At 65.5% G+C, this 18,540-nt stretch carries 16 protein-coding genes; 5 read left to right on the plus strand and 11 right to left on the minus strand.

Annotated features, from left to right (window positions below):
* Window positions 1-149 precede the first annotated feature (149 nt).
* Complete coding sequence (locus tag ACFXHA_RS03265; protein WP_379352405.1) at window positions 150-1,475, minus strand: cryptochrome/photolyase family protein; 1,326 nt, start codon at window positions 1,473-1,475, stop codon at window positions 150-152.
* Window positions 1,476-1,564: 89 nt separating this feature from the next.
* Window positions 1,565-3,019, minus strand: coding sequence for an aldehyde dehydrogenase family protein (locus ACFXHA_RS03270; RefSeq protein ID WP_379352407.1), 1,455 nt, complete (start codon window positions 3,017-3,019; stop codon window positions 1,565-1,567).
* Between the two features lie 301 nt (window positions 3,020-3,320).
* Here ACFXHA_RS03270 and ACFXHA_RS03275 point away from each other — a divergent pair, with 301 nt between their 5' ends.
* Window positions 3,321-3,635 carry a hypothetical protein gene (locus ACFXHA_RS03275; protein ID WP_379352409.1) on the plus strand — a complete coding sequence of 105 codons (315 nt, stop codon included), beginning with the start codon at window positions 3,321-3,323 and terminating at the stop codon, window positions 3,633-3,635.
* 341 nt (window positions 3,636-3,976) lie between these two features.
* Here ACFXHA_RS03275 and ACFXHA_RS03280 read toward each other — a convergent pair whose 3' ends face one another.
* Window positions 3,977-4,555, minus strand: coding sequence for a pyridoxamine 5'-phosphate oxidase family protein (locus tag ACFXHA_RS03280; RefSeq protein WP_379352411.1), 579 nt, complete (start codon window positions 4,553-4,555; stop codon window positions 3,977-3,979).
* 206 nt (window positions 4,556-4,761) lie between these two features.
* Complete coding sequence (locus tag ACFXHA_RS03285; RefSeq protein WP_379352413.1) at window positions 4,762-5,160, minus strand: hypothetical protein; 399 nt, start codon at window positions 5,158-5,160, stop codon at window positions 4,762-4,764.
* Window positions 5,161-5,411: 251 nt separating this feature from the next.
* Between ACFXHA_RS03285 and ACFXHA_RS03290 the strand changes: the two genes are divergently transcribed.
* Entirely contained in the window at window positions 5,412-5,648 is a 237-nt protein-coding gene (locus tag ACFXHA_RS03290) for a hypothetical protein (RefSeq protein WP_379352415.1), read from the plus strand.
* A 331-nt stretch (window positions 5,649-5,979) separates the two neighbouring features.
* Here the strand turns inward: ACFXHA_RS03290 and ACFXHA_RS03295 are convergent, their stop codons facing one another.
* The 6 genes from ACFXHA_RS03295 to ACFXHA_RS03320 all read right to left on the minus strand — a co-directional run bounded on the left by ACFXHA_RS03295 (window position 5,980) and on the right by ACFXHA_RS03320 (window position 12,874).
* Window positions 5,980-6,651 carry an alpha/beta fold hydrolase gene (locus ACFXHA_RS03295; protein ID WP_379352417.1) on the minus strand — a complete coding sequence of 224 codons (672 nt, stop codon included), beginning with the start codon at window positions 6,649-6,651 and terminating at the stop codon, window positions 5,980-5,982.
* Between the two features lie 405 nt (window positions 6,652-7,056).
* Entirely contained in the window at window positions 7,057-8,112 is a 1,056-nt protein-coding gene (locus ACFXHA_RS03300; RefSeq protein WP_379352419.1) for a DegT/DnrJ/EryC1/StrS family aminotransferase, read from the minus strand.
* Window positions 8,099-9,826 (minus strand): ATP-binding protein, encoded by a 1,728-nt coding sequence (locus ACFXHA_RS03305; protein WP_379352421.1) that lies wholly within the window; start codon window positions 9,824-9,826, stop codon window positions 8,099-8,101. Before ACFXHA_RS03305 ends, ACFXHA_RS03300 begins: the two co-directional genes overlap by 14 nt.
* The gene (locus ACFXHA_RS03310; protein WP_379352423.1) at window positions 9,823-10,635 is read right to left on the minus strand and encodes a hypothetical protein; all 813 of its coding nucleotides are present in this window, start codon (window positions 10,633-10,635) and stop codon (window positions 9,823-9,825) included. The genes ACFXHA_RS03305 and ACFXHA_RS03310 overlap by 4 nt, the downstream gene beginning before the upstream one ends.
* Window positions 10,632-11,924, minus strand: coding sequence for a hypothetical protein (locus ACFXHA_RS03315; RefSeq protein WP_379352425.1), 1,293 nt, complete (start codon window positions 11,922-11,924; stop codon window positions 10,632-10,634). The genes ACFXHA_RS03310 and ACFXHA_RS03315 overlap by 4 nt, the downstream gene beginning before the upstream one ends.
* Window positions 11,921-12,874: a hypothetical protein gene (locus tag ACFXHA_RS03320; protein ID WP_379352427.1), complete on the minus strand. Its 954-nt coding sequence runs from the start codon at window positions 12,872-12,874 to the stop codon at window positions 11,921-11,923. The genes ACFXHA_RS03315 and ACFXHA_RS03320 overlap by 4 nt, the downstream gene beginning before the upstream one ends.
* A gap of 466 nt (window positions 12,875-13,340) precedes the next feature.
* On the opposite strand from ACFXHA_RS03320, the gene ACFXHA_RS03325 reads away from it, so the two are divergent.
* Together ACFXHA_RS03325 and ACFXHA_RS03330 are read left to right on the plus strand one after the other, a co-directional pair.
* The gene (locus ACFXHA_RS03325) at window positions 13,341-14,756 is read left to right on the plus strand and encodes a hypothetical protein (protein WP_379352429.1); all 1,416 of its coding nucleotides are present in this window, start codon (window positions 13,341-13,343) and stop codon (window positions 14,754-14,756) included.
* Window positions 14,753-15,151 carry a hypothetical protein gene (locus ACFXHA_RS03330; RefSeq protein ID WP_379352431.1) on the plus strand — a complete coding sequence of 133 codons (399 nt, stop codon included), beginning with the start codon at window positions 14,753-14,755 and terminating at the stop codon, window positions 15,149-15,151. The genes ACFXHA_RS03325 and ACFXHA_RS03330 overlap by 4 nt, the downstream gene beginning before the upstream one ends.
* A 21-nt stretch (window positions 15,152-15,172) precedes the next feature.
* Here ACFXHA_RS03330 and ACFXHA_RS03335 read toward each other — a convergent pair whose 3' ends face one another.
* Window positions 15,173-16,132 carry a hypothetical protein gene (locus tag ACFXHA_RS03335; protein ID WP_379352433.1) on the minus strand — a complete coding sequence of 320 codons (960 nt, stop codon included), beginning with the start codon at window positions 16,130-16,132 and terminating at the stop codon, window positions 15,173-15,175.
* Between ACFXHA_RS03335 and ACFXHA_RS03340 the strand changes: the two genes are divergently transcribed.
* Complete coding sequence (locus tag ACFXHA_RS03340) at window positions 16,119-18,392, plus strand: NB-ARC domain-containing protein (RefSeq protein ID WP_379352435.1); 2,274 nt, start codon at window positions 16,119-16,121, stop codon at window positions 18,390-18,392. The two genes, ACFXHA_RS03335 and ACFXHA_RS03340, sit on opposite strands and share 14 nt — an antisense overlap.
* The last annotated feature ends 148 nt before the right edge of the window (window positions 18,393-18,540 follow it).

Here is an 18,540-nt window from a genome sequence, read left to right on the forward strand (position 1 = left end):
GCGGGCAGCCGTACGACATATCGATCCATAATCGATGCAAAATGTTGCGACGGCTGGGCGTACTGCGGCTCACGGATTCGGACATGGTCGGCAGCACTGCGCTGTCCGCATTTCCGAGCGGGTGACCGCGGCGGTCGGGCGAATCGTGTTCACATGCCGTTGAACTCGACGATCGGTGGCGGATAGTCCGCGGCGAGTACACCTGCCCGCCAGGGCCGATGCACCTCCGCGCCCGGCAGTTGCGCCAGTTCGGGCAGCCAGCGACGGGCGTAGTCGCCGTCCGGATCGAAACGCTCGGCCTGCCGCAGCGGATTGAGCACCCGGCTGGATCGGGTATCGGTGCCGGTGCCCGCCATCCACTGCCAGTTGAGCCGATTGTTCGCCACATCGGCATCGACCAGCCAGCGCTCGAAATGCCTTGCCCCGATGCGCCAATCCACCCGCAAGGTCTTGACCAGGAAGCTCGCGGCGACCAACCGCGCCCGGCCCGGCATCCAGCCCTGAGCCAGCAGCTGTCGCATCCCGGCGTCGACCATCGGATATCCGGTGCGGCCGGCGCACCAGGCGGCGACCCCGGCGGTATCGGTCCGCCACGGGTGCGATGCGGGCTTGTAGTCGGCGGTGGCGACATCGCCACGAGCGGCCAGTACTTGATGGTAGAAGTCCCGCCACGCCAGTTGCCGGACGAAGGCGTATCCGCCGGCGTCGGCGGTGTCGGTCCGGAACACCAGTTCCGCCGGGGACAGGCAGCCGAAATGCAGATACGGCGACAGGCCCGACGTGCCGTCCACGGCGGGCAGATCCTTGAGCTCGGCATACCGGGTGACAGGTCCGGACAGCCAGTGCTCGAACAACTTCCGTGCCGTCGTCTCACCGCCGACCACCAGCAGCGGCGAACCCTGCCCCGCCCGCTCCGCGATCGCGCCCGGAGTCACACCGGCGGCGACGGACGGCACCGACAACGCCTCCGGCGCGGGCAGGGGTCGCCGCATCGGGGTGTCCAGCCAGCGCCGCAGGTAGGGGGTGAACACCGCGTAGTGGTCGCGGCCGGTATCGGGCCGCACCGCACCGGGATCCACCGCGGTGATCGACGCCGCGTGCACATGCAACTCGCAGCCGGCACTCGAAAGACTTTCCCGCAAAGCCGATTCCCGCTCCCGGCCGTAAACCGTGGCCTCGGCCGCGATGTGCACGCTGCGCGCGCCGACCTCGTGCGACATCCGGGCGACCTCGTCGATCACCCGGCCCGACCGGATGACGAGCCGCCCGCCCCGCGCCCGCAGCTCCGCGTCGAGCTCCCCCAATGCCGCCCCCAGGAAGCGCACCCGATTGGGTGCGCTCCCCACCTTCACCAGCAGCTCGCTGTCCAGCACGAACAGCGGCACCACCGTTTCCGCTTCGCGGCAGGCAGCGGTCAGCGCCGGATTGTCATGCACGCGCAGATCTCTGGTGAAGAGCACGAGGGCGACAGTCATACACCGAACTCTAGACGCATTCGATTCATAATCGATGCACTTGCCTGTCGTGCGGGCGTCCGCAGGCGGCCGGCCTCACCTCGCGACGTTCAGCCCCCGAGTGCGGCCGTGACGACCGCCTGCGCGAGGTCTCCGTAGGGCGGATACAGCGCGCCGATGAGGTCGCCTTCGCCGCGGGTGACCACGCCTCGGGGGTTGGAGAATTCGCGGAAGCCCTCGATGCCGTGGTGTCGGCCGGTCCCGCTGGTGCCGATGCCGCCGAAGCCGAGGGCGGGTAGGGCGCCCTGCACCGCGCAGGTGTTGACGCACGCGCCGCCGGAGGAGGTGCGGGTGAGGACCTGGTCGGCGATAGTGGCGTCCTTGGCGAAAACGTAGAGCCCGAGCGGCTTTTCGCCCGCGTTGACGTGGGTGATCGCGTCGTCGATGGTGTCGTAGGGTTTGACGACGAGGATCGGGCCGAAGATTTCCTCCCGCATCACACCGAGATCGTCGGCAGGATCGAGAACCAGCGAGAGCGGCATGCGTCGGCTCGCACGATCGACCTTGGCGGTGGGCTGCAGTTCGACGATGGCGCATCCCGCGTCCCGGGCCTCGTCCAGCAGGTCGATCAGCCGGTCCAGGTGCCGTTCGGTGATGATGCCGGTGCAGTCGTCGGTGTCGGTGAAGTTCGGCGCATGCTCGGCCATATGCGCCTGCGCCAAGGCGACGAAATCGTCGACGCCGTCGCGCGGCACCAGGCAATAGTCGACCGAGATACACATCTGGCCGTTCTTGATCAGCTTGGTGCCGAGCACCTGTTCGACCGATGCCGCGTCGATGCTGTCCGCGGCCAGGATGGCCGGGCACTTGCCGCCCAGCTCCAGCGTCACCGGCACCAGGTTCTTGGCGGCTTCGACGGCGATCAACCGCCCGACCTCCGGATTTCCGGTGTACAGCAGGTGATCCCAGCGCTGCTGGGAGAACGCACGCGCCAACTCGACGCCGCCGGTGACGACCGTGACATGGTCGGAATCGAAGGTGCCCGCGATCATTTCCTTCAGCAGTTCACCGCACGCCGGCGTGAACTCCGAAGGCTTCAAAATCACCCGATTGCCCGCAGCCAACATCTCCACCAGCGGACCGACCGACAGGTCGAACGGAAAGTTCCACGGCACGATATTCCCGACCACACCCTTGGGCTGGTACCGAATCGCGGCCTGCGCCGACCCGTACAACCCCGGATCGGTGAACCGCGCCTCCGCCGCCATCCACGAGCTCAACTGCTCGGCCGCGTAAACCGCCCGCCCCACCACCCCGAGCACCTCGACCAGATCGGTGAACAGCTCCGGATGCACCGAAAAGTCCTCCGACACAGCCCGTCTGATCCGCTCCCGACTGCCCAGCATCATCCCCGCAAGCGCCCCCAAATGATCCTGCCGTACCTCCAGACTCGGATACGGATCCCGAGCAAACGCGGCCCGCTGCCTCCCGAAGGACTCCTGAAGTTCATTGATCGCCCCACTGTCATCGGTGGACGGTGCCATGGGGCGATGAGTGGCGGTCATAATCCGGACCTTCCGTCGAAACTATCTCCACCCCTCACGATCCCAGCCTCCCCACCCACCGGTACGCCAATTCACAAAATCCCTCGCGCACAATCTATTTGCGACCCCCCATCCGCCCACGTCCATCCCCAACCGCCTCAGCCCGCCGCCGAGTGGCACATTCCAGAGGCCTTTCGCCCGGTTTGTCCTCCAATTTGTGCCACTCGCCACGCGGCGATAGCGGATGTTCGGCATGTGAGGAGTCCGGATACGCTGGCCGATGACAAGAACGGGATCGCTATCGCAGCTGAGGAGGTTGATCGTGGGATCAGGCCCGCTCAGAAAAACCGTCGTCAACGAGCTGCGCACACGCGCCCAGCGAGGAGACGCTCCGGCTGAAATAGCGACCTGGTTGATCCAGGAACTCGAGAGCCCAACGCCCTTCCAGCTCATCATCTACTGGCGCGAAGCGTTCGATACCCCTATACCAGTTCTCAAAAACGCCTACAACTGGGTGGGGCTCGGAGACGGCGGAACACTGTCCGATGACGAACTGAACCAGATGCTAACCCCACTCGTGGTCCGTCCTCACGGCAGAGAATGGGTGCTGCACCCGGATGGTTCCTGGCGCGCCTGACAACGCTGGGCTCGGTCCGGACATTGACGCCTTGACGTCGAATTCCGTCCAGTAAGGTCGCGCCGGTGGGCAGCGATAGCCGTTACGAGGCATATGAATTCGACCTATGGGAGCGATTAGCCGCACTGCCGCCCTCAATCGAGGACGCCAACACCTTCAGGGACTGCCGCGAGATCGGCCACCACGAGCCAGCCTGTGGCTACTGACGCAGCACCTGATCGAGCACCCCGCGCCGATCAGTGGGCTCCTAATTTTCGGCTGCCCGCCGTTGTAATCGGTGTGTCACTCTAATGGCTTGCCTCCCAACAGATCAGCGGCAGGAGAATGTGTTCTGGCAGCTTCTAGCGGGGCACATGGGATGGTACCGGGTGGTCTGGATCCAGTGCGGGGAGGCCGTCGATGCTGTGCCCGTTGTCTCCGGCGATCCGGCCCGCGAATTTCTCTTCCGGCTGCCTGGCATGGTGAGCGTCGAGGACCGGCCGTTCGCCGATGAGTTCGTAATAGGGGACGGAGTATCCACACGCGTCGGCGATGCGCTCGAGATGGACGACGATGACTGCGCGGATACCCGGATGCGCGAGTCCGAAATTCGCTCGCAGCTCTACGAATTCGGGGTCGTCCGGTCGTACGACGCGCCCTGAGCCGAACAGTCGCAGGATCCGGGAGTTGCGGGTGAACGAGCAGAACATGATCGTGATCCGGCCGTTCTCACGCAAGTGCGAGATCGTCTCCACGCCGCTACCGAACAGATCGAGGTAGGCGACGGTGTGATCGTCGAGCACGGCGAAAGTATCCTGATACCCCTTGGGCGACAAATTGACTCGTCCCCCTTGCGACGGCGCGGTGGCAACGAAGAACACCGCTTGCGCCTCGATGAACTGCCGTAGCGACCCATCCAGATGCGAGAACTGCTTGGCCATGGGCTCCCCTTCCCCGTCGCGTTAGTTACTCAGCCTAACGGCGTCATGGCTTCCGACCAGAGCTAAAACTCACCCTGATGTGAGTATGCGGAACGCGGCGAGAGACCCCCTCCCGCCCCTTCTGCCGGAGCGTAGTTTGCCGCCCGTAGTCGCCTCAATCCGAGCGGTCAGCGGCATGACTGTGCATTCCCCTGGGTGGTGCGATGTCAATCCTCGTCGTCTGTCCGAAGGAGGACGCCGGTGATCGTGGACGGGAATTCCAGCCTCTTCGTCCGAGGGAGCGGAATCTCGGTGAGCTTGCCGTCGTAGATCATCCACAGACCGAAGCAGCTGTCTTCCTCGTCGTGGACGAGAACTTGTACCGAGTTCGGATCGGGCCACTCGAGAGATTCCAGGTGTGCCAAGAGGCCAGTCCAGGTGCGGCGGCGGAACTGGATTACCCATGCGTAGCACTCGTCTGTCGCGCGATTGGCGCCCTCGAACATTGCATCGCCGATAGGGGTGAAGCATTGATGCCACTCGCGGTTGTCATCGTGAACGGTCAAGTGGTGCATGACGTGTTCGGCATCTCGGGCAAGAACGATGATCTCAGCGAATCTGCTCACTTGCCCGATTCTCCATCACGATTCCCGCTGGGTACGTGCCGGTGGTCCCAGCCTCAACCGCACTCAACTCGGCAATGGCGTGTACTCGTATCGACGAGCCGGCACCCCCGCAGCGGTTCGCCGGACCAGCCGTCGAGTGGAGTCCCAGCCGGTCGCACGGTCCAGCGGAAGGGTGAACCGATCGACCGCAGCCGTAGTATTGACCCTGGCTACCACGGCGTGGCCGAACAAACGAACGGCGGAGGCGAAGTATGACGGACGAGGAGATCGTCGTCGCGTTTGCGCTGACCAGACTGGAGAACGCGAACAGCGAACTCGATCTGGAGGATGTTGCCGCCCTGGTAGTGCGCCGTCTGACCCCCGATCAGGTGCTCGACCTCGCCACCCGCAATCTCGCTGTTCGAAATGAGCTACGGGGAGCATTGTTCGAGTCTGCGGTCGAGCATGTGCTCAGGATCGTCCTGTCGGCCCGAGGGCCTGTCGACTAACGAATCGACGCAACAATAGAGCGTCAGTGGCGACGGTCACCTGAATGGCCTTGCGTTGGAGAACGATGGCGCTTTCGGGCCGGTCGGCGAACGCATGGAGCCCGTACCGCCAATCCGACGTCCCCCACGCGTGCGCCATTGAACATCAGGGAGTACTCACTGCGGAATTTTGTCCAGTTCCCCTCGCTGACAACTCCCTGATCTTGTCGCTGACGGCGCGCCGTCGCAGTGCACTATCGGATACACCGCCGGCAGTCCCGCCGTTCGCCAGATTGGTCACTGACACAAGCAGATTGCTGTACTCAGTGATGACCCCCGTCCGGCGGCCGTTTCACTCGGTGGCATGTAGTACGAGCTTCAGAACCTCGTCGGGCATCTCGGCCATCACGTTGTGACCGAACGGACGCGTGTGGACCGTCCACGACGGATCCAGCCGCAGCCGATCGTAGAACTGGGTGAATGGAGTCTGCGGGTACTCGGTCATGAAAACGTAGTGCTTGCTATCGATTCCGTCTGCGGCACCGGTGAGCCGGATGCGCTGCAGCATCGAGGCCAGCGGCTGCGCGGTAACCCGGGCTTCGGTGAGGAAAGCCGGTGGCCGCATCGAGTAGCCGTCGCCACCGACATCGGCCAGATAGCGGTCCCGCCACACCTGGGTGCTCAGACCCCACACCGAATCGCCGTCTCGCGGAACGAAGGCGTCCAAATATATCAGCGCCCGAATCCGTTGCGGCACAATCTCAGCCGCGCCGGTAATCGACATGCCGCCCGAGCTGTGGCCGACCAGCACCACATCAGCCAGGTCGTTGCCTTCGAGCACGCCGACCACATCCGCGATATGGGTATCCAGATTCACCCCGCCGCTCGCCAGATGCGCTCGACCCCCAAGCCCGGTCAAGGTCACCGGATACGCCTCGTGGCCGAGGTCCCGCAGCCGCCGGGCCAGCGGCTCGAACCACCAACCCCCGTGGAACGCACCGGGAACCAGAACAAATCTCGCCACAGCTATCTCCTCCAAACCCTCACAGCGCTTCGCCCCCAAATCTACGAGCGCACAGGCAACGTCCCCGGAACCGAACGCGCCGCGCAGGAGACCGCGCATGCCATCGTTCGGAATTCGAGGCCGCGGGCTTCGGATACGAGGCTCCGATGCCCGTTACGTCACAAACTTCGCACTGCATTCGACCTGAGCGCACACTGCCGGCGACCGTGAGACGCTCCGTCCGTTGCTCTTCCGCCTTCTCGTGCCGTCTGCCCCGATCAACGCGAGAAGCAGCAGATCAGTGCGTTCATGACCGGTCTCGACGAAGTCTTCGCAACGATGCCCCGGCTCAAGGCTGCCGCATTCCTTGCCGCACTCACCGAACTGACCGACCAAGGTCGGGCACATACGGCCACGGCGCACGAATCACCCCACCCGACAACCTGATTCCTCGCCAGAGTTCGGCTTCCCGGTTGTAGGTAGTAGCCGCAATCGATCCGCGAGGTCGTGCAGCATGGTCTCGTTGTTGCTGCCGGGGAGGACCACCGCATTCGTTTTCCCGTGCAGGGCAAGCTGTTTACCTGTGGCGAGGATGGGGATCGTGGGACCGGCGTTGGTTCGCCGGCTGTCGTGGCCCACCAATTCGACCGCCGGTCCTTCGCTCAGCTCGCGTGCCGTGTCCCTGTGGGCCTTCTCGTCTGCGCGTGGATCCCATTGGGCCAGAGCATCGAGAGCGAGCATCGCGGTGAGTGGATGCGGGCGCATGATTGTCGAGCGATGGTCTGCCTCGAGACCCAGCAGGGTTGCGCGCAAGGGGTGAACGCAGGCGGACAGGGCGCGACGGTGATGCTGTGGGTCGCGGACCAACAGGACGCCACCTTCGCCTGCGTCGATTCGTTTGCCTGGGCCGAAACTGATTACCGCGAGGTCGCCCATCGTGCCGGTGCGGAGACCGTCGATACTGCTGCCGAGAGCGGCTGCGCAGTCTTCGATGACCGGTAGGTGTGGGGCGGCGGCGCGGATGGCGGGGATGTCCGCGCAGACGCCGTGGAGGTGGCTGGCGATAATGGCGGCGGTACGAGGGGTGACGACCGCGGCGCAGGCGTTCGGGTCGATGGTCAAGGTCGCGGGATCGACGGCGATCGGGATGGCTTGTGCGCCCAAGTTCGCCACTGCGGCGAAGCTTGCTGGCCAGTCGAGTGCCGGCAGTAGGACCTCGTCGCCCGCGCCGACACCGATCGCGGATAGCGCGATGCCGAGCGCATAACTTGCGGACGGCAGCAAGATCGCTGGAATATCGTTGTGGTGGGCCGACATTGCGGCCTCGACCGCGGCGATCGCGCCGGTGCCGAGGATCGAACTGGTGGGAGCCACCGCGGCCGGGTGGCCACCCCAGCGGTCCAATGCCGAACGCACTCGCGCCATCAAACGCTCGTCGGGATGGGTTGCGGCCGTTCGGCGATCGTCTTCAGCGGTAGACACTGGCCTTCTCCAGTGCGGTGATGCGATCGGCGATCATCGCCGTGTCGATTTTGCCGTCGGAGCGGAGGTACATGCTCAGCGCGCTCGGGGTGTCGTAGGTCTCGCCCAGTCGCTGGGCCGCGACCCAGGGCCACGCGTCGGCGCTGTCGACGGCCGATACCGAAGTGAGCGTGCTGTATTCGGCCGCAGGCGTCCAGTCGTCGCCGACGAAGTCCGACAGCGCCTGCGCGACGTCGTCGTCGGTCACCTCGTCGCGGCGAGCCCCGCGGGCTCGAATCCAGGCCTTGGTCAACACCTTCGGCGCCGAGCGGCCCGATAGCGCGTGGCCGTCGGCCATGTACCCGCACATGCGGTCGGTCAGATCAACGGTCACCGGAATCCCATTGCGGCGCGCGTGAATCGCCATGATCTGCGCCAATTCCGGCCCCGAGGGGAACAAGACGGGCAGCACCGTGAACCGCGAACGGACGGCTTCGTCGAGCCGAGCGGGGACGTTGGTAGTGGCGACCACCGAGATGCCGTTGTCCGCGCCGGTGTCGCCGAGGAACTCGAACAGCATGGCGCGCAGGTTCTGATAGGTCTCATGGGTTTCGGTGGTGTGGCCACGATTGCCGAGTCCGCGTTGGTCGGCTTCATCGATGAACAACACCAGCGGCGCGAGCTCACGCAGGACGTGCAGCGCGCGATCCATATTGCTCTCCGAAACGCCCAGGAACTGGTTGAGCACCGAGCCGAATCGCACCACCGGAACCTGCAGCAGGGATCCGATCGCGGTGGCGCACAGCGTCTTTCCTGTACCGGGCGGACCACTGAGCAGCACTCGGACGGTCTTCTGACCGATCAGCTGCATCTCCTGCAGGTGCAAGCGGACGCTCGGCAGTCCAGCCACGTCCGCGCCGAAGGCCAAACGGTCCGGCATCAATTCCAGGGCCCCCTGGCTGAGCTGGCGAATCGCCTCGGACTTCACCTCCGTGATCTGTGCGGCGCTGAGCGGATTCTCGGCCGAACTGATCAGACGGCGCTCGTGGACAGTGAGATTGAGCAACCCGCGCGTGAGGCGACCGGCGTCGGCGACACTGAGATCACGGTGCAGGTAGAGCCGCTCGCCACTTTGCGCATTGGCCGATTTGCTGATGAACAGCGTGCTCTCGTCCTGGTCGGGAGCCCCGAGATGCACCGGCCGGATACCGGGTTGCGCCGCCAGCCGCGGACTCACGCCACCCCCGCGATCGACGATAACAAGCTGCATCCCGCGCCGTTGCCATCTGCTGACATCCTGGGTGACCGCGCGAAGGTGTTCGACCAGCAGCGAAACCTCGAACGACAGCGTCTGCGCCGGGGGAATGAGCGAATCGGCGAAATCAAAAACAAAGACCGAGGGGATGGGCAATTCCCGCAGCTGCTCCAGAATCTGGGCGACCGCGGCTGCCGGTCCATCAGCGGCACCCGGCAACTGCAAGGTGATGGCGGTTCCGTCGGGAAGCGTCTGCAACGCGACCGCCCCCGAGCCGAACCGATACACCACCAGCCCGAGTGAGCGATACGCACAGTAGCTGTGCAAGGCGCCCTGCAGCCGCAACGCGCGTCCGTCGCGGTCGATCAGGATGTCGTTGACACCGGCTCCCGTGACGAGAACCTGGGTGTGTGCCGCCCGCGCACTGTCGAGGTCGGCCTCGAAGCGCAGGGTGCGGCGCAACGGATTCGGGGCCGTCATGCCTGGATCCTCGGGCCGTCGAGATCGTCACCGATGTCGTTGGGGCGGATGGCCGGTGGTGGGGCCGTCTTGTGCTCGTGCTGACGAGCCGCGGTCTGCGCGAACGCGCCCGGATCGCTCAGCAGGCTCGATTGACCCGCGACGGCCGCGCGGATGAGTTTGCCGCCGCCATCGTCTCGATGGTCGTCACGCTCGCCTTCCGCCAGTTCGATTCCGCGCGAACGGATCTCCTCGACCAGGTCTTGTTGGCGTTGCAGACATGAGGAGTCGGACAAACCGGCGTGATCGATCGCAACGGTCTCCCCACGCACCACCGCCAGCACGATCTCGTGGTCGCGCCGCATGTCGATGGCGGTGGTGTCGCCCTCCTTGCGACGCGTCACCCGGTACCCCAGTTCTTGAGCACTCGTGACCATGGCCTGTGCCGTCGTCTCGGCGATCGCGTTGTCGATGCGGCGCTGCGCCAGCTGCAAGGCCTGCGCGAGTTCAGCTTTGGCGTCCGCGATCTGTCTGGCGATCTCAGCACGGGCAGTGTTCGCCTGCTGGCTGCTGAGCGCCCTCGCCTGCGCGACGGCTTCTCGAGCCCGCTTGTGTTCGGCCGGCGACAGTATCGCAACCGCGGTCCGCAACTCGGGAGTCCACGCGTTCGTGCATTCCTCGAGGGCGGCCAGATCATCGGCGGTCACGGTCAGGTCGGCCTGCGCCGCACGGACCAGGGTGCTGTTCTCCAGTGCGATGCGCAGTTGCTTGGCGACCTGTGTAGAGCGGTTGGCGCTGAGCTTGACGCTGCGGGTGTTGTAGCTGCTCATGAATTCGGCTCCGAGCTGTGCGGATGGTTGTTCATCTCGTCCAAGCCGTCGAGGATGTCTGTCCGGGGCGACGCGGGTTTGGGCGGCGGAACCGCCCCGTCTGGTTCGCCCTCGGCGTTCCCCTCAGCGGGCGCAGTAGTTTCCGAGGCCGCAGCAGGTTCCGGCGCGGCCCGACCGTTCGGGTTCTGCTCGTCGAGCATTTGCCTGGTGATCTTGTCTTGTTGCCACCGAATCTTCGCCGCCCGCAACTGTTCACTACCGTGCCCGTAGCCGGCGAGCAACTCGAGCAGGTCCGCGTCCAGTCGCGACTCGGCCCGTTCGAACGCGTTGACGGCCTCTTGATGGCGCCGTCGAGCCTCGTCTCGACGCTGCTGCGCTCGAAAAGCCAGCAAAACTTGAACGCCGAACAGCATCCCCTCGGTCAACGGGATCTCGAGAAAGGTGATCCCGCCGACGCTGACTCGGTCGACCGCAGCGGCCAGCGTCTTGTCGGATTTCGCCTTGTCCACGGCCTGGCGTGCGGTCGTGGCCGCCGCACGCGTCTGGTCGGTCTGCGGTCGGGTGTTCTCGGCTTGCGCCAGAATCGAGGTCTGACGTTTCACCTCGGCGTCGTGAAACCCGGAGGTGCGATTGGGTGCGATCCACACCATGGCGGCCAGACCCGCGACCGCGAAAACGACTCCGGCCCTGGCGATCATGCCGCGGCGGGACCGTGACCACTCCGCACCCGCCAGTCCCTTGTGCCAGCCCATGCCGAGCCCGATCAGGACCGAGGACACCGTCATGATGAGCACGGTGAGCACCGAGAGCAGGATGGGAAGGGTGAGACCGCCGCTGAAGCCGCGGAAGGTCATGAAGTCCAGCACGCCCGCGACGAGAGATCCGAGAACGAACAGCGGCACCGCAGCCAGGATCGCGTACCGCGTGGTGCCGGGTTTCAGCAGCGACTGAGGTAGCTGCTCCGACTCCTCTTTGTACTCCTGGTCCCGGGCAGCGCGTACCACGTTCGCCGCGTCGACAGCGGCAGCGCGCGGGATGCGCACCTGCTCGTCGTAACGCGCCAGCGTGGCGACGAGGACGGGAACGGGATCCGTCCGCATCTGCGCATCGGCTGCCGCACGGCGACTCTCGATATCTGCTTCCCGGGCCGCCGTCTGGGCCTGCTGTTCCTGGAGTGCGATCGCTTTGCTGCTGGCCCGGTTCTCGATCCAGGGACGGATGCCCGCCAACGCCCCACCGGCGAGCACGAACAGCACGGCCACGATGATCGCGGCAATTAGTAGCGTCACGACTGCAAACTCCCGTTCTGAATCCACTTCGCGATCGCGTCGGGTGCCTGATCCTCGGGAATCTGGATGATCTGGCCGACGTGTAGTTGATGCATGCGGTCACTGAATTGCTGGAAGTAGCGCGAACACTCGTCGGCAATGCCGCTCACGCAGCTCTGGATGACGTAGAGCGTCGCGCCGTTGAAACTTCCCTTCAATTGCGGCGCCACGGGTTCGTTGCAGTCGGTCGCGATCAGGAACGAGCGCGGCGAGGCGCTGTGAGTGTGCTCGTCGGTGACGTCCGGGACGTCGTCGAGCAGTGCCGAGATGCAGCCGCTGATGCCGGAGAACGTCGAATCGTGCGGCGGGAACTGCAGTGCGCCCAAGGCATCCGCGCCTTTGCTCGCTTCGGTGATCGCGGCCTTCCGGTCGGCTTTGGTCTGCTCGAAGGCGCTGTTCCACCGTTGGTAGAGGGCGTCGCCGGGGTCGGCGTTCGTCGGTAGCGGTGTCTTCAACGCGGACACCGACCTGATCGCGGCATGTGCCGTGAACTGGGGGTTATCAGTCGACAGCGAGTTAGTGTAAACCGCCTTCATCCAGAGATTCAGACCGGCGTGAGGTTGCTCGGTGCCGGTGTTGGGCGGGTTTTCCGGATCGGTGTCCCATGCCTCCAGGTTGGCGACCGCGGTCTTGATCTGGGCAGCGAAACCCTGTGCCCAACCATCCGGCGTCGGCTGCAGGCCGTCGAGGCATACGCCTTGCTGACGAACCGGATCGAAGGACAGATCCGCGGCGGGATCGCTGTTCGCAGCCGGGCCGGATGATTGTCCCGTCGCGGGTCGCAGCGTGATCGCGAGTACCACGACGAGCACGCCCGCGACGACCGCTCCCCCGACCAGCCACCCTCGCCGTGCCCGGCGCGGTGGCGGCGGGGGGTTGTTGTCATAGGCGTTGAAGTTGATCAATGACATGTCCACTCCTCCGCGAGCGGCAGTGTTGCCGTCGCCCCTGCTGGCAACCTATCAACGCGCCAAATCCACTGTTGTCCAATTGGATCCGATTTCGTAACGGCCGACAACCGGTGGCGGTTCCGGGTGCGGAGAATGACCTGGTCACCGAGTCTCCCCCGGATTTCCGGACCGGAAGATCAGGCGGCGATTTCGGTGGGCCCGGCACCGCCTCACCCGAAACGGCTTGTGTGCCTTTCAATTACCTCAGGAAAGCACTACGGAGACCGATACCTCTATGAGGCTGGAAAACGCTGAAATCGACTGGACGTCGAACCCGCACCCACACGGCAATCGGTGAGCCTATCCTGATAGTCGAGAGGCAGTGCGCACAGCAGGGGTGCAGAGTGCCGGACGAGGAATCATTCAGTGACACAACGCCGGTCGAGACGAAGCGCATGCGTTCGATGACGGCTGGAGTGTGGCAGCCGTGACGTGGTTGATCGTAGCGATCGTGGTGGCGGTGGTCCTGGTCCTGGCCGGTGGGACATTGGCCGGCATCCGTCCTTATCTCGAGAATCGCGCCAGCCGCCAAGCGATCGCACTCCAGGAACAGCAGGCCCAGACGGCGGCCCGGGAAGCAGAAGTCGAGAGTCGGCGAGCGGCAGCCGATGCGCAGATGCGCACGGATCCCGTTCCCATCCTCGTCGCCACGCTGGCCCGTTACGACGAGCAGGTGCGCATCCCGCGCAGTGCCGCCGTCAACGCGGCCAACGTGATTCGGCTCGAACGGGCGCGGGAGTACGCCGAGGCGTCGCTACAGCTCCCCCCGGTTCTGCATCGGAGTGGCATCGCTCGTTTTGCGGCGCTGGCCGCGGTGCCGCTGTTCATCGCGGCGTCTGTCGCGGCGGGAGTCCTGGACTTCGTGACGTTTAGTCACCTCGGTGGGAGCGGCGCGCTCGCGGTCACGCTTTCCGCATTGATGGTGCTGTTCATGACGACGTCGGCGGCCATCATCGGACTGGGTTCGGGCTGGTTGAAAGGCCTGACTGGCCCGGACTGGCCTCGACCCCGCCGTCGTGTGATCACAAGGGCCGGAATCGTTCTCGCGCTCGTCGGCACGGTCTCGATGACATGGATTGCGTCCGGGGAGTTCGCCGCAGCATCTGGTCGATGGCCGGCCGTCCTCGACCGAATCAGCATGGGCGCGATCACTCTCGTCCAGGTACCACTCACGATAGGCGTCGTGTTCGGCGTTCAAGTATTGATGCTCGCGCGAGCGCGCCGACGTCGAGACGAGGCTCAACAGCACTATCGAGCAGCCGTCGACGCTGCCGAGCAAGCAGACGCGAGGCTGTACGCGGACCTTTTCGATCTGCTCGCCCCCTACGGGCACGGCGGCGAAAAACTGCGCCAGGCGTTGAATCAGCTGCAGGAGTTCGGCATCCCGTGGACGGGATTACTCGACGAACCGCCCACACCGGACACCGTCGAATCCGATTCGTACGAATTGTCGTTCACTCCGGGCAACATATCGCCGACCAGCCTGGATGAACTCGACGAACTCTCCTTCTCCCCGGCCGACTTCGACGAACTCCTCCGTCTCCCGGACACGGCCGAACCCGCGCCCGCCGCCCCTGCCGAGCCTCAACCAACTCCGACGACGACAGGTCCCGACCCCAGCCCGGCCACACCACCCGAATATCCGGTGACCGCACCTCGAACACGATGGATCCGCGCGTTGGGTGACGGCTTCGCCTCCACCTTCACCTTCGGCGGGACCACCCACACCCGCGTCGCCAGGACCGACCATGCCGCACGCATCCAGCGACTGCTCGAGACCCGATACGCCCGACTCGAATCCCTCGACCGCCCCGATCCTTCGAGTGCAGGACCAACGACGTGACACCACCACCGGACGAACCTTCACTCCCGCCGGCCCCGCCGAGCAATCCGCCGACCCTGCCCAACAAGATGGCCGCCGCGCTCAGCCCGGCCGACGCCCAGAGGTGGGAAAAGATCAAACCTGGCACCGTCGACCGCATCCTGGCAACCGTCGAGAAGGCCGAAGCGCACGATCGGCGCATGGACTGGGCCGAGATCGGGTTGCGGGCACTCGGTGCGATCTGCGGCGTCCTCACGGTGTCGATCCTGGCACTGATCTCGAAATACTGTGTCGACCACAATGCCGCGACGGCGGGTGCGGGCATCTTCGGCGCCGGCGCAGCCACCATCGTCACCGCGTTCATCACCACTACCCGAGGCAAGGGCGGCAACCCCGACCGCGATCGAAAGGACTGAGCAAGACGAGGTTTCGGAGCGCTAGCCGCCGTGGGCCCGCCGCACGGCAGATTCCAGCCGAGACCGCTCCGGGGTGTTCAGATCCCAGGTGATCGGCATGGCCACGACGCTGCTGCCGGTCTGTATCAGTACCGTCGGCGCTTGGAACGGATACGTCGGCGAGAACAGCAGCCGTAGTTCGAAGGTGTTGAACCGCAGGGCAGCTGCCACGAACACCGTGCCCTCGACATCCACCGTGTGCAACCCCGAGGCCGTGCCGCCGAGACCCTTGACGAGGCGATCGAGATCGCGGCCGATCGGCAGCACATACACTGCGGCCGGGCGCGTATCCAACTCGTCACCTGTTCCGGGCTCCGAGACATACACCGACATGATGCCGGACGGCAGCAACAGTTCGTGCCGCTCCGGACGTCGATATTGCCGTGTCACAATAGAACTCACTGCCGTTCCGGCCGGCCAAGGCCCCAACTCCCCGCCGCCCTCAGCCGCTTCGGCAGAGCCGTTGGGGCGATCGGCCGGGGGACGCATGCGCAGCACACCCTTGATCTCGAGGTCGTCGCGCGCGTCCGCGTTCCCCCGCCCGCGGCCGAACTCCGTGATGATCGGTGATCCCAACGGCCCCAACAGAACTCCGCTCCATGGCGACAAGCCCACGGCGATCTCGCGCTCGACGGCGTCGAGCACCACGTCGACGAGGGTCACCGGCGGAGGTTTTCGGTCGGTTCCGCTCGACCGCTCTGCCAACAGAATCCGGCCCTCGCTGCCGATGGCCAGCCAATTACGCACCGACCCGTCCCCGATCCCGTACATGCCGCTCCCCCCATGGTGGCCCTGCAGGACCAACTGCACCACAATCGATATCGAGATCACCGCGCGGCTGGAAGATACTGAAATTTCCTCAACTACGTCGCCGGGGGTGGCGAGCCGGAGGTGGGTATTGACTGGCACACGACCAGGCGCGGCGAAGGTGGAGGCGCTCAAAAAGCAGTTCACCACCGAGTTGAACGCGGCGATCCTGCGAGCCGAGCGACAGCACGGGCGGGTCAGCCGCACTCGACTGGCCAAGAACCTCAACATCTCCACCGGCAGCGTCTACGCCTATCTCAACGGCACCACCCTGCCCGGTACCGAGCTCCTCGACCGTCTGCTCGACGAACTCCATGTCGACCGAGAAGACGCCGGACACCTTGCGACCCTGCGTGATTCGGTGGAGATCGCCATCCGCAGCGAGTCCGGGCGTACCCGAGATCGCCTTCCGGCGGCGGCGTCACCGCACCTCCCGCGCGACACCACTCTCCTGACCGGACGAGATGACGAGCTCCGCCTGATCCAGCAGGCCTTGGCTCGGGACGACGGCGACATCGTGTGCGTCGTCTCCGGCATCGGCGGAGTCGGGAAAACCGCGCTCGCCGTGCGCGCCGCGCACACGCTACGCGACGAATTTCCCGACGGGTGTCTGTTCGTCGATCTGCACGGCTACGCCGCGGAGCCGGCCATGCCGGCTGCGGAGGCGGCGGACAAGCTGCTGCGGCAGCTGGGCCTGCCAACCGAATCCATTCCGGCGCAAGCGGATCAGCGCGGCGCACTGCTGCGCGCACACCTGCGCGGCCAGCGGCTGCTCGTCGTCCTCGACAATGTTCGCGACACCGCGCACGTGCTCCCACTGCTACCCGCCGACAGCCGATGCGGGATCCTGATCACCAGCCGCGGCAATCTCAACGCCCTCGATGACGCTGTCCGGATCCGGATCACGCCGCTGTCCGCGCAGGATGCCGTAGCACTGCTCGAAGAACTCGTCGTGGACGTACCACCGGAGCGACTACCGGTCCGCGCCACCTTGGAAAACATCGCCGCACAATGCCATGGACTACCGGTAGCGGTTCGAATCGCGGCGGCAGTGCTGCGCAGTGAAGGATGGCCGATCCCGATCTCCGGCGACGACGCGGCGCCCGAACTCGGCGCATTCCATGACGGCGACCGTGGAATCGAGCAGATCTTCGAGTACTCGACCGCACGCCTGCAGACGGAGGTGTGCGAGACCCTCGCCCTGCTGGGCCTGCATTGCGGCAGGACCTTCGACGCCGACGCGGCTGTGGCCCTCGCCGGAGCCGATCGGGCGGTGCTGCGGCACCTTCGTCAGCTGGTCGAATCCAATCTCCTGGACGTACCGCTGCCGGGCAGATACGCCTTTCACGACCTGTTGCGCGCCTTCGCCATTCAGCTGGCAAACACGACCCTCACCACCGCGGCCGTCGCTCAGGCCCGTGGTCGAATCGTCGAGCACTACCTGGCTCGCGCCGACCTCGCCGATCGGCTGCTCACTCCGCATCGGCATCGCGCGGAGATGATCCCCGCACCGATCCCGCTGCCGCACGAATACGGCGACTACGACGACGCGGAGCAAGGACTGAGCGCCGACCGGGACAACCTGATCGGCGCGGCGCGCATGGCTTTCGAGCGCGGGCTCGATGAACAGTGCTGGCAACTCGCCTTCGCCCTGCGGGGTTTCGCCTTCATCGCCAACGACGTGGATCTCTGGGTCGAAACGCACGAACTCGGGCTGCGGGCCTGCCAGCGCGCGGGAAACCGCTACGCCGAGGCCGTCACTCGGAACAATCTGGGCCTGGCACTGCTCACCCGCGGCGACGACGTCGCCGCCGCACAGAACTACGAGCAGGCCAGAGCGTTGTTCGTCGAGATCGGCGATGCGCACGGCGAGCACACCGCCATCGCACACCGGGCCTGGGTTCACTTTCATCGCGAGGACTTCGAGGCGGCGCTGCGCGACAGCCTGACCGCGCTGAGCTATGTCACCCGTTTCGGTTTGCCGCGCAATGTCGCAATCCTGTTGCGCGACACCGCTCTCATCGAGGTCACCATGGGCAAGTGCCTCGACGCCGTGCCCCGACTGCTGGAGGCCCGCGAGATGTTCGCGTCCTTCGGCCTGTACGTCGACGAGGCGATGACCTGCAATGTCCTCGGCACCGCCTATCGGCTGCTGGGCGCGTCCGGCCAGGCCTGGGAAGCCTTCGAGCAGGCGATCGAACTAGCGGTCACCGCGCACAGTGTGCTCGAGCTCGCCCGCGGCCACGACGGGCTCGGTGAGATCGCCGCCGCACAACAGGATTGGCCGACGGCTCGCGCGCATTGGCAGCAGGCACTCGAGGGTTTCACGCGGCTGCACGACACCGCCCGCGCCGAGACGATCGCTGCCCGACTGCTCGATCTCCCGCAGCCGTAGCCCCCGGCCGGGTCCACCGGCGGCGGCTGTGAGGAGGTGGGGCACCCCTCCCGTCACACCGCCCAGTCGCCGCCGGCGGTCAATGGGGCCGGGCTCCACGGGCCACGCAGCCTTTCGAAACAGCCTGTGTGAGTTGCACTTCTCCACG

It is taken from the genome of Nocardia sp. NPDC059240 (genome assembly GCF_042753865.1).
In the GTDB taxonomy this organism is placed as follows: Bacteria; Actinomycetota; Actinomycetes; order Mycobacteriales; family Mycobacteriaceae; genus Nocardia.

What these genes read in the sequence shown, in the direction of transcription:
- ACFXHA_RS03305 (WP_379352421.1), bottom strand. Translation starts at nt 9,826, where the DNA reads ATGACGGCCCCGAATCCGTTGCGCCGCACCCTGCGCTTCGAGGCCGAC.
- ACFXHA_RS03265 (WP_379352405.1), bottom strand. Translation starts at nt 1,475, where the DNA reads ATGACTGTCGCCCTCGTGCTCTTCACCAGAGATCTGCGCGTGCATGAC.
- ACFXHA_RS03270 (WP_379352407.1), bottom strand. Translation starts at nt 3,019, where the DNA reads ATGACCGCCACTCATCGCCCCATGGCACCGTCCACCGATGACAGTGGG.
- ACFXHA_RS03290 (WP_379352415.1), top strand. Translation starts at nt 5,412, where the DNA reads ATGACGGACGAGGAGATCGTCGTCGCGTTTGCGCTGACCAGACTGGAG.
- ACFXHA_RS03310 (WP_379352423.1), bottom strand. Translation starts at nt 10,635, where the DNA reads ATGAGCAGCTACAACACCCGCAGCGTCAAGCTCAGCGCCAACCGCTCT.
- ACFXHA_RS03320 (WP_379352427.1), bottom strand. Translation starts at nt 12,874, where the DNA reads ATGTCATTGATCAACTTCAACGCCTATGACAACAACCCCCCGCCGCCA.
- ACFXHA_RS03280 (WP_379352411.1), bottom strand. Translation starts at nt 4,555, where the DNA reads ATGGCCAAGCAGTTCTCGCATCTGGATGGGTCGCTACGGCAGTTCATC.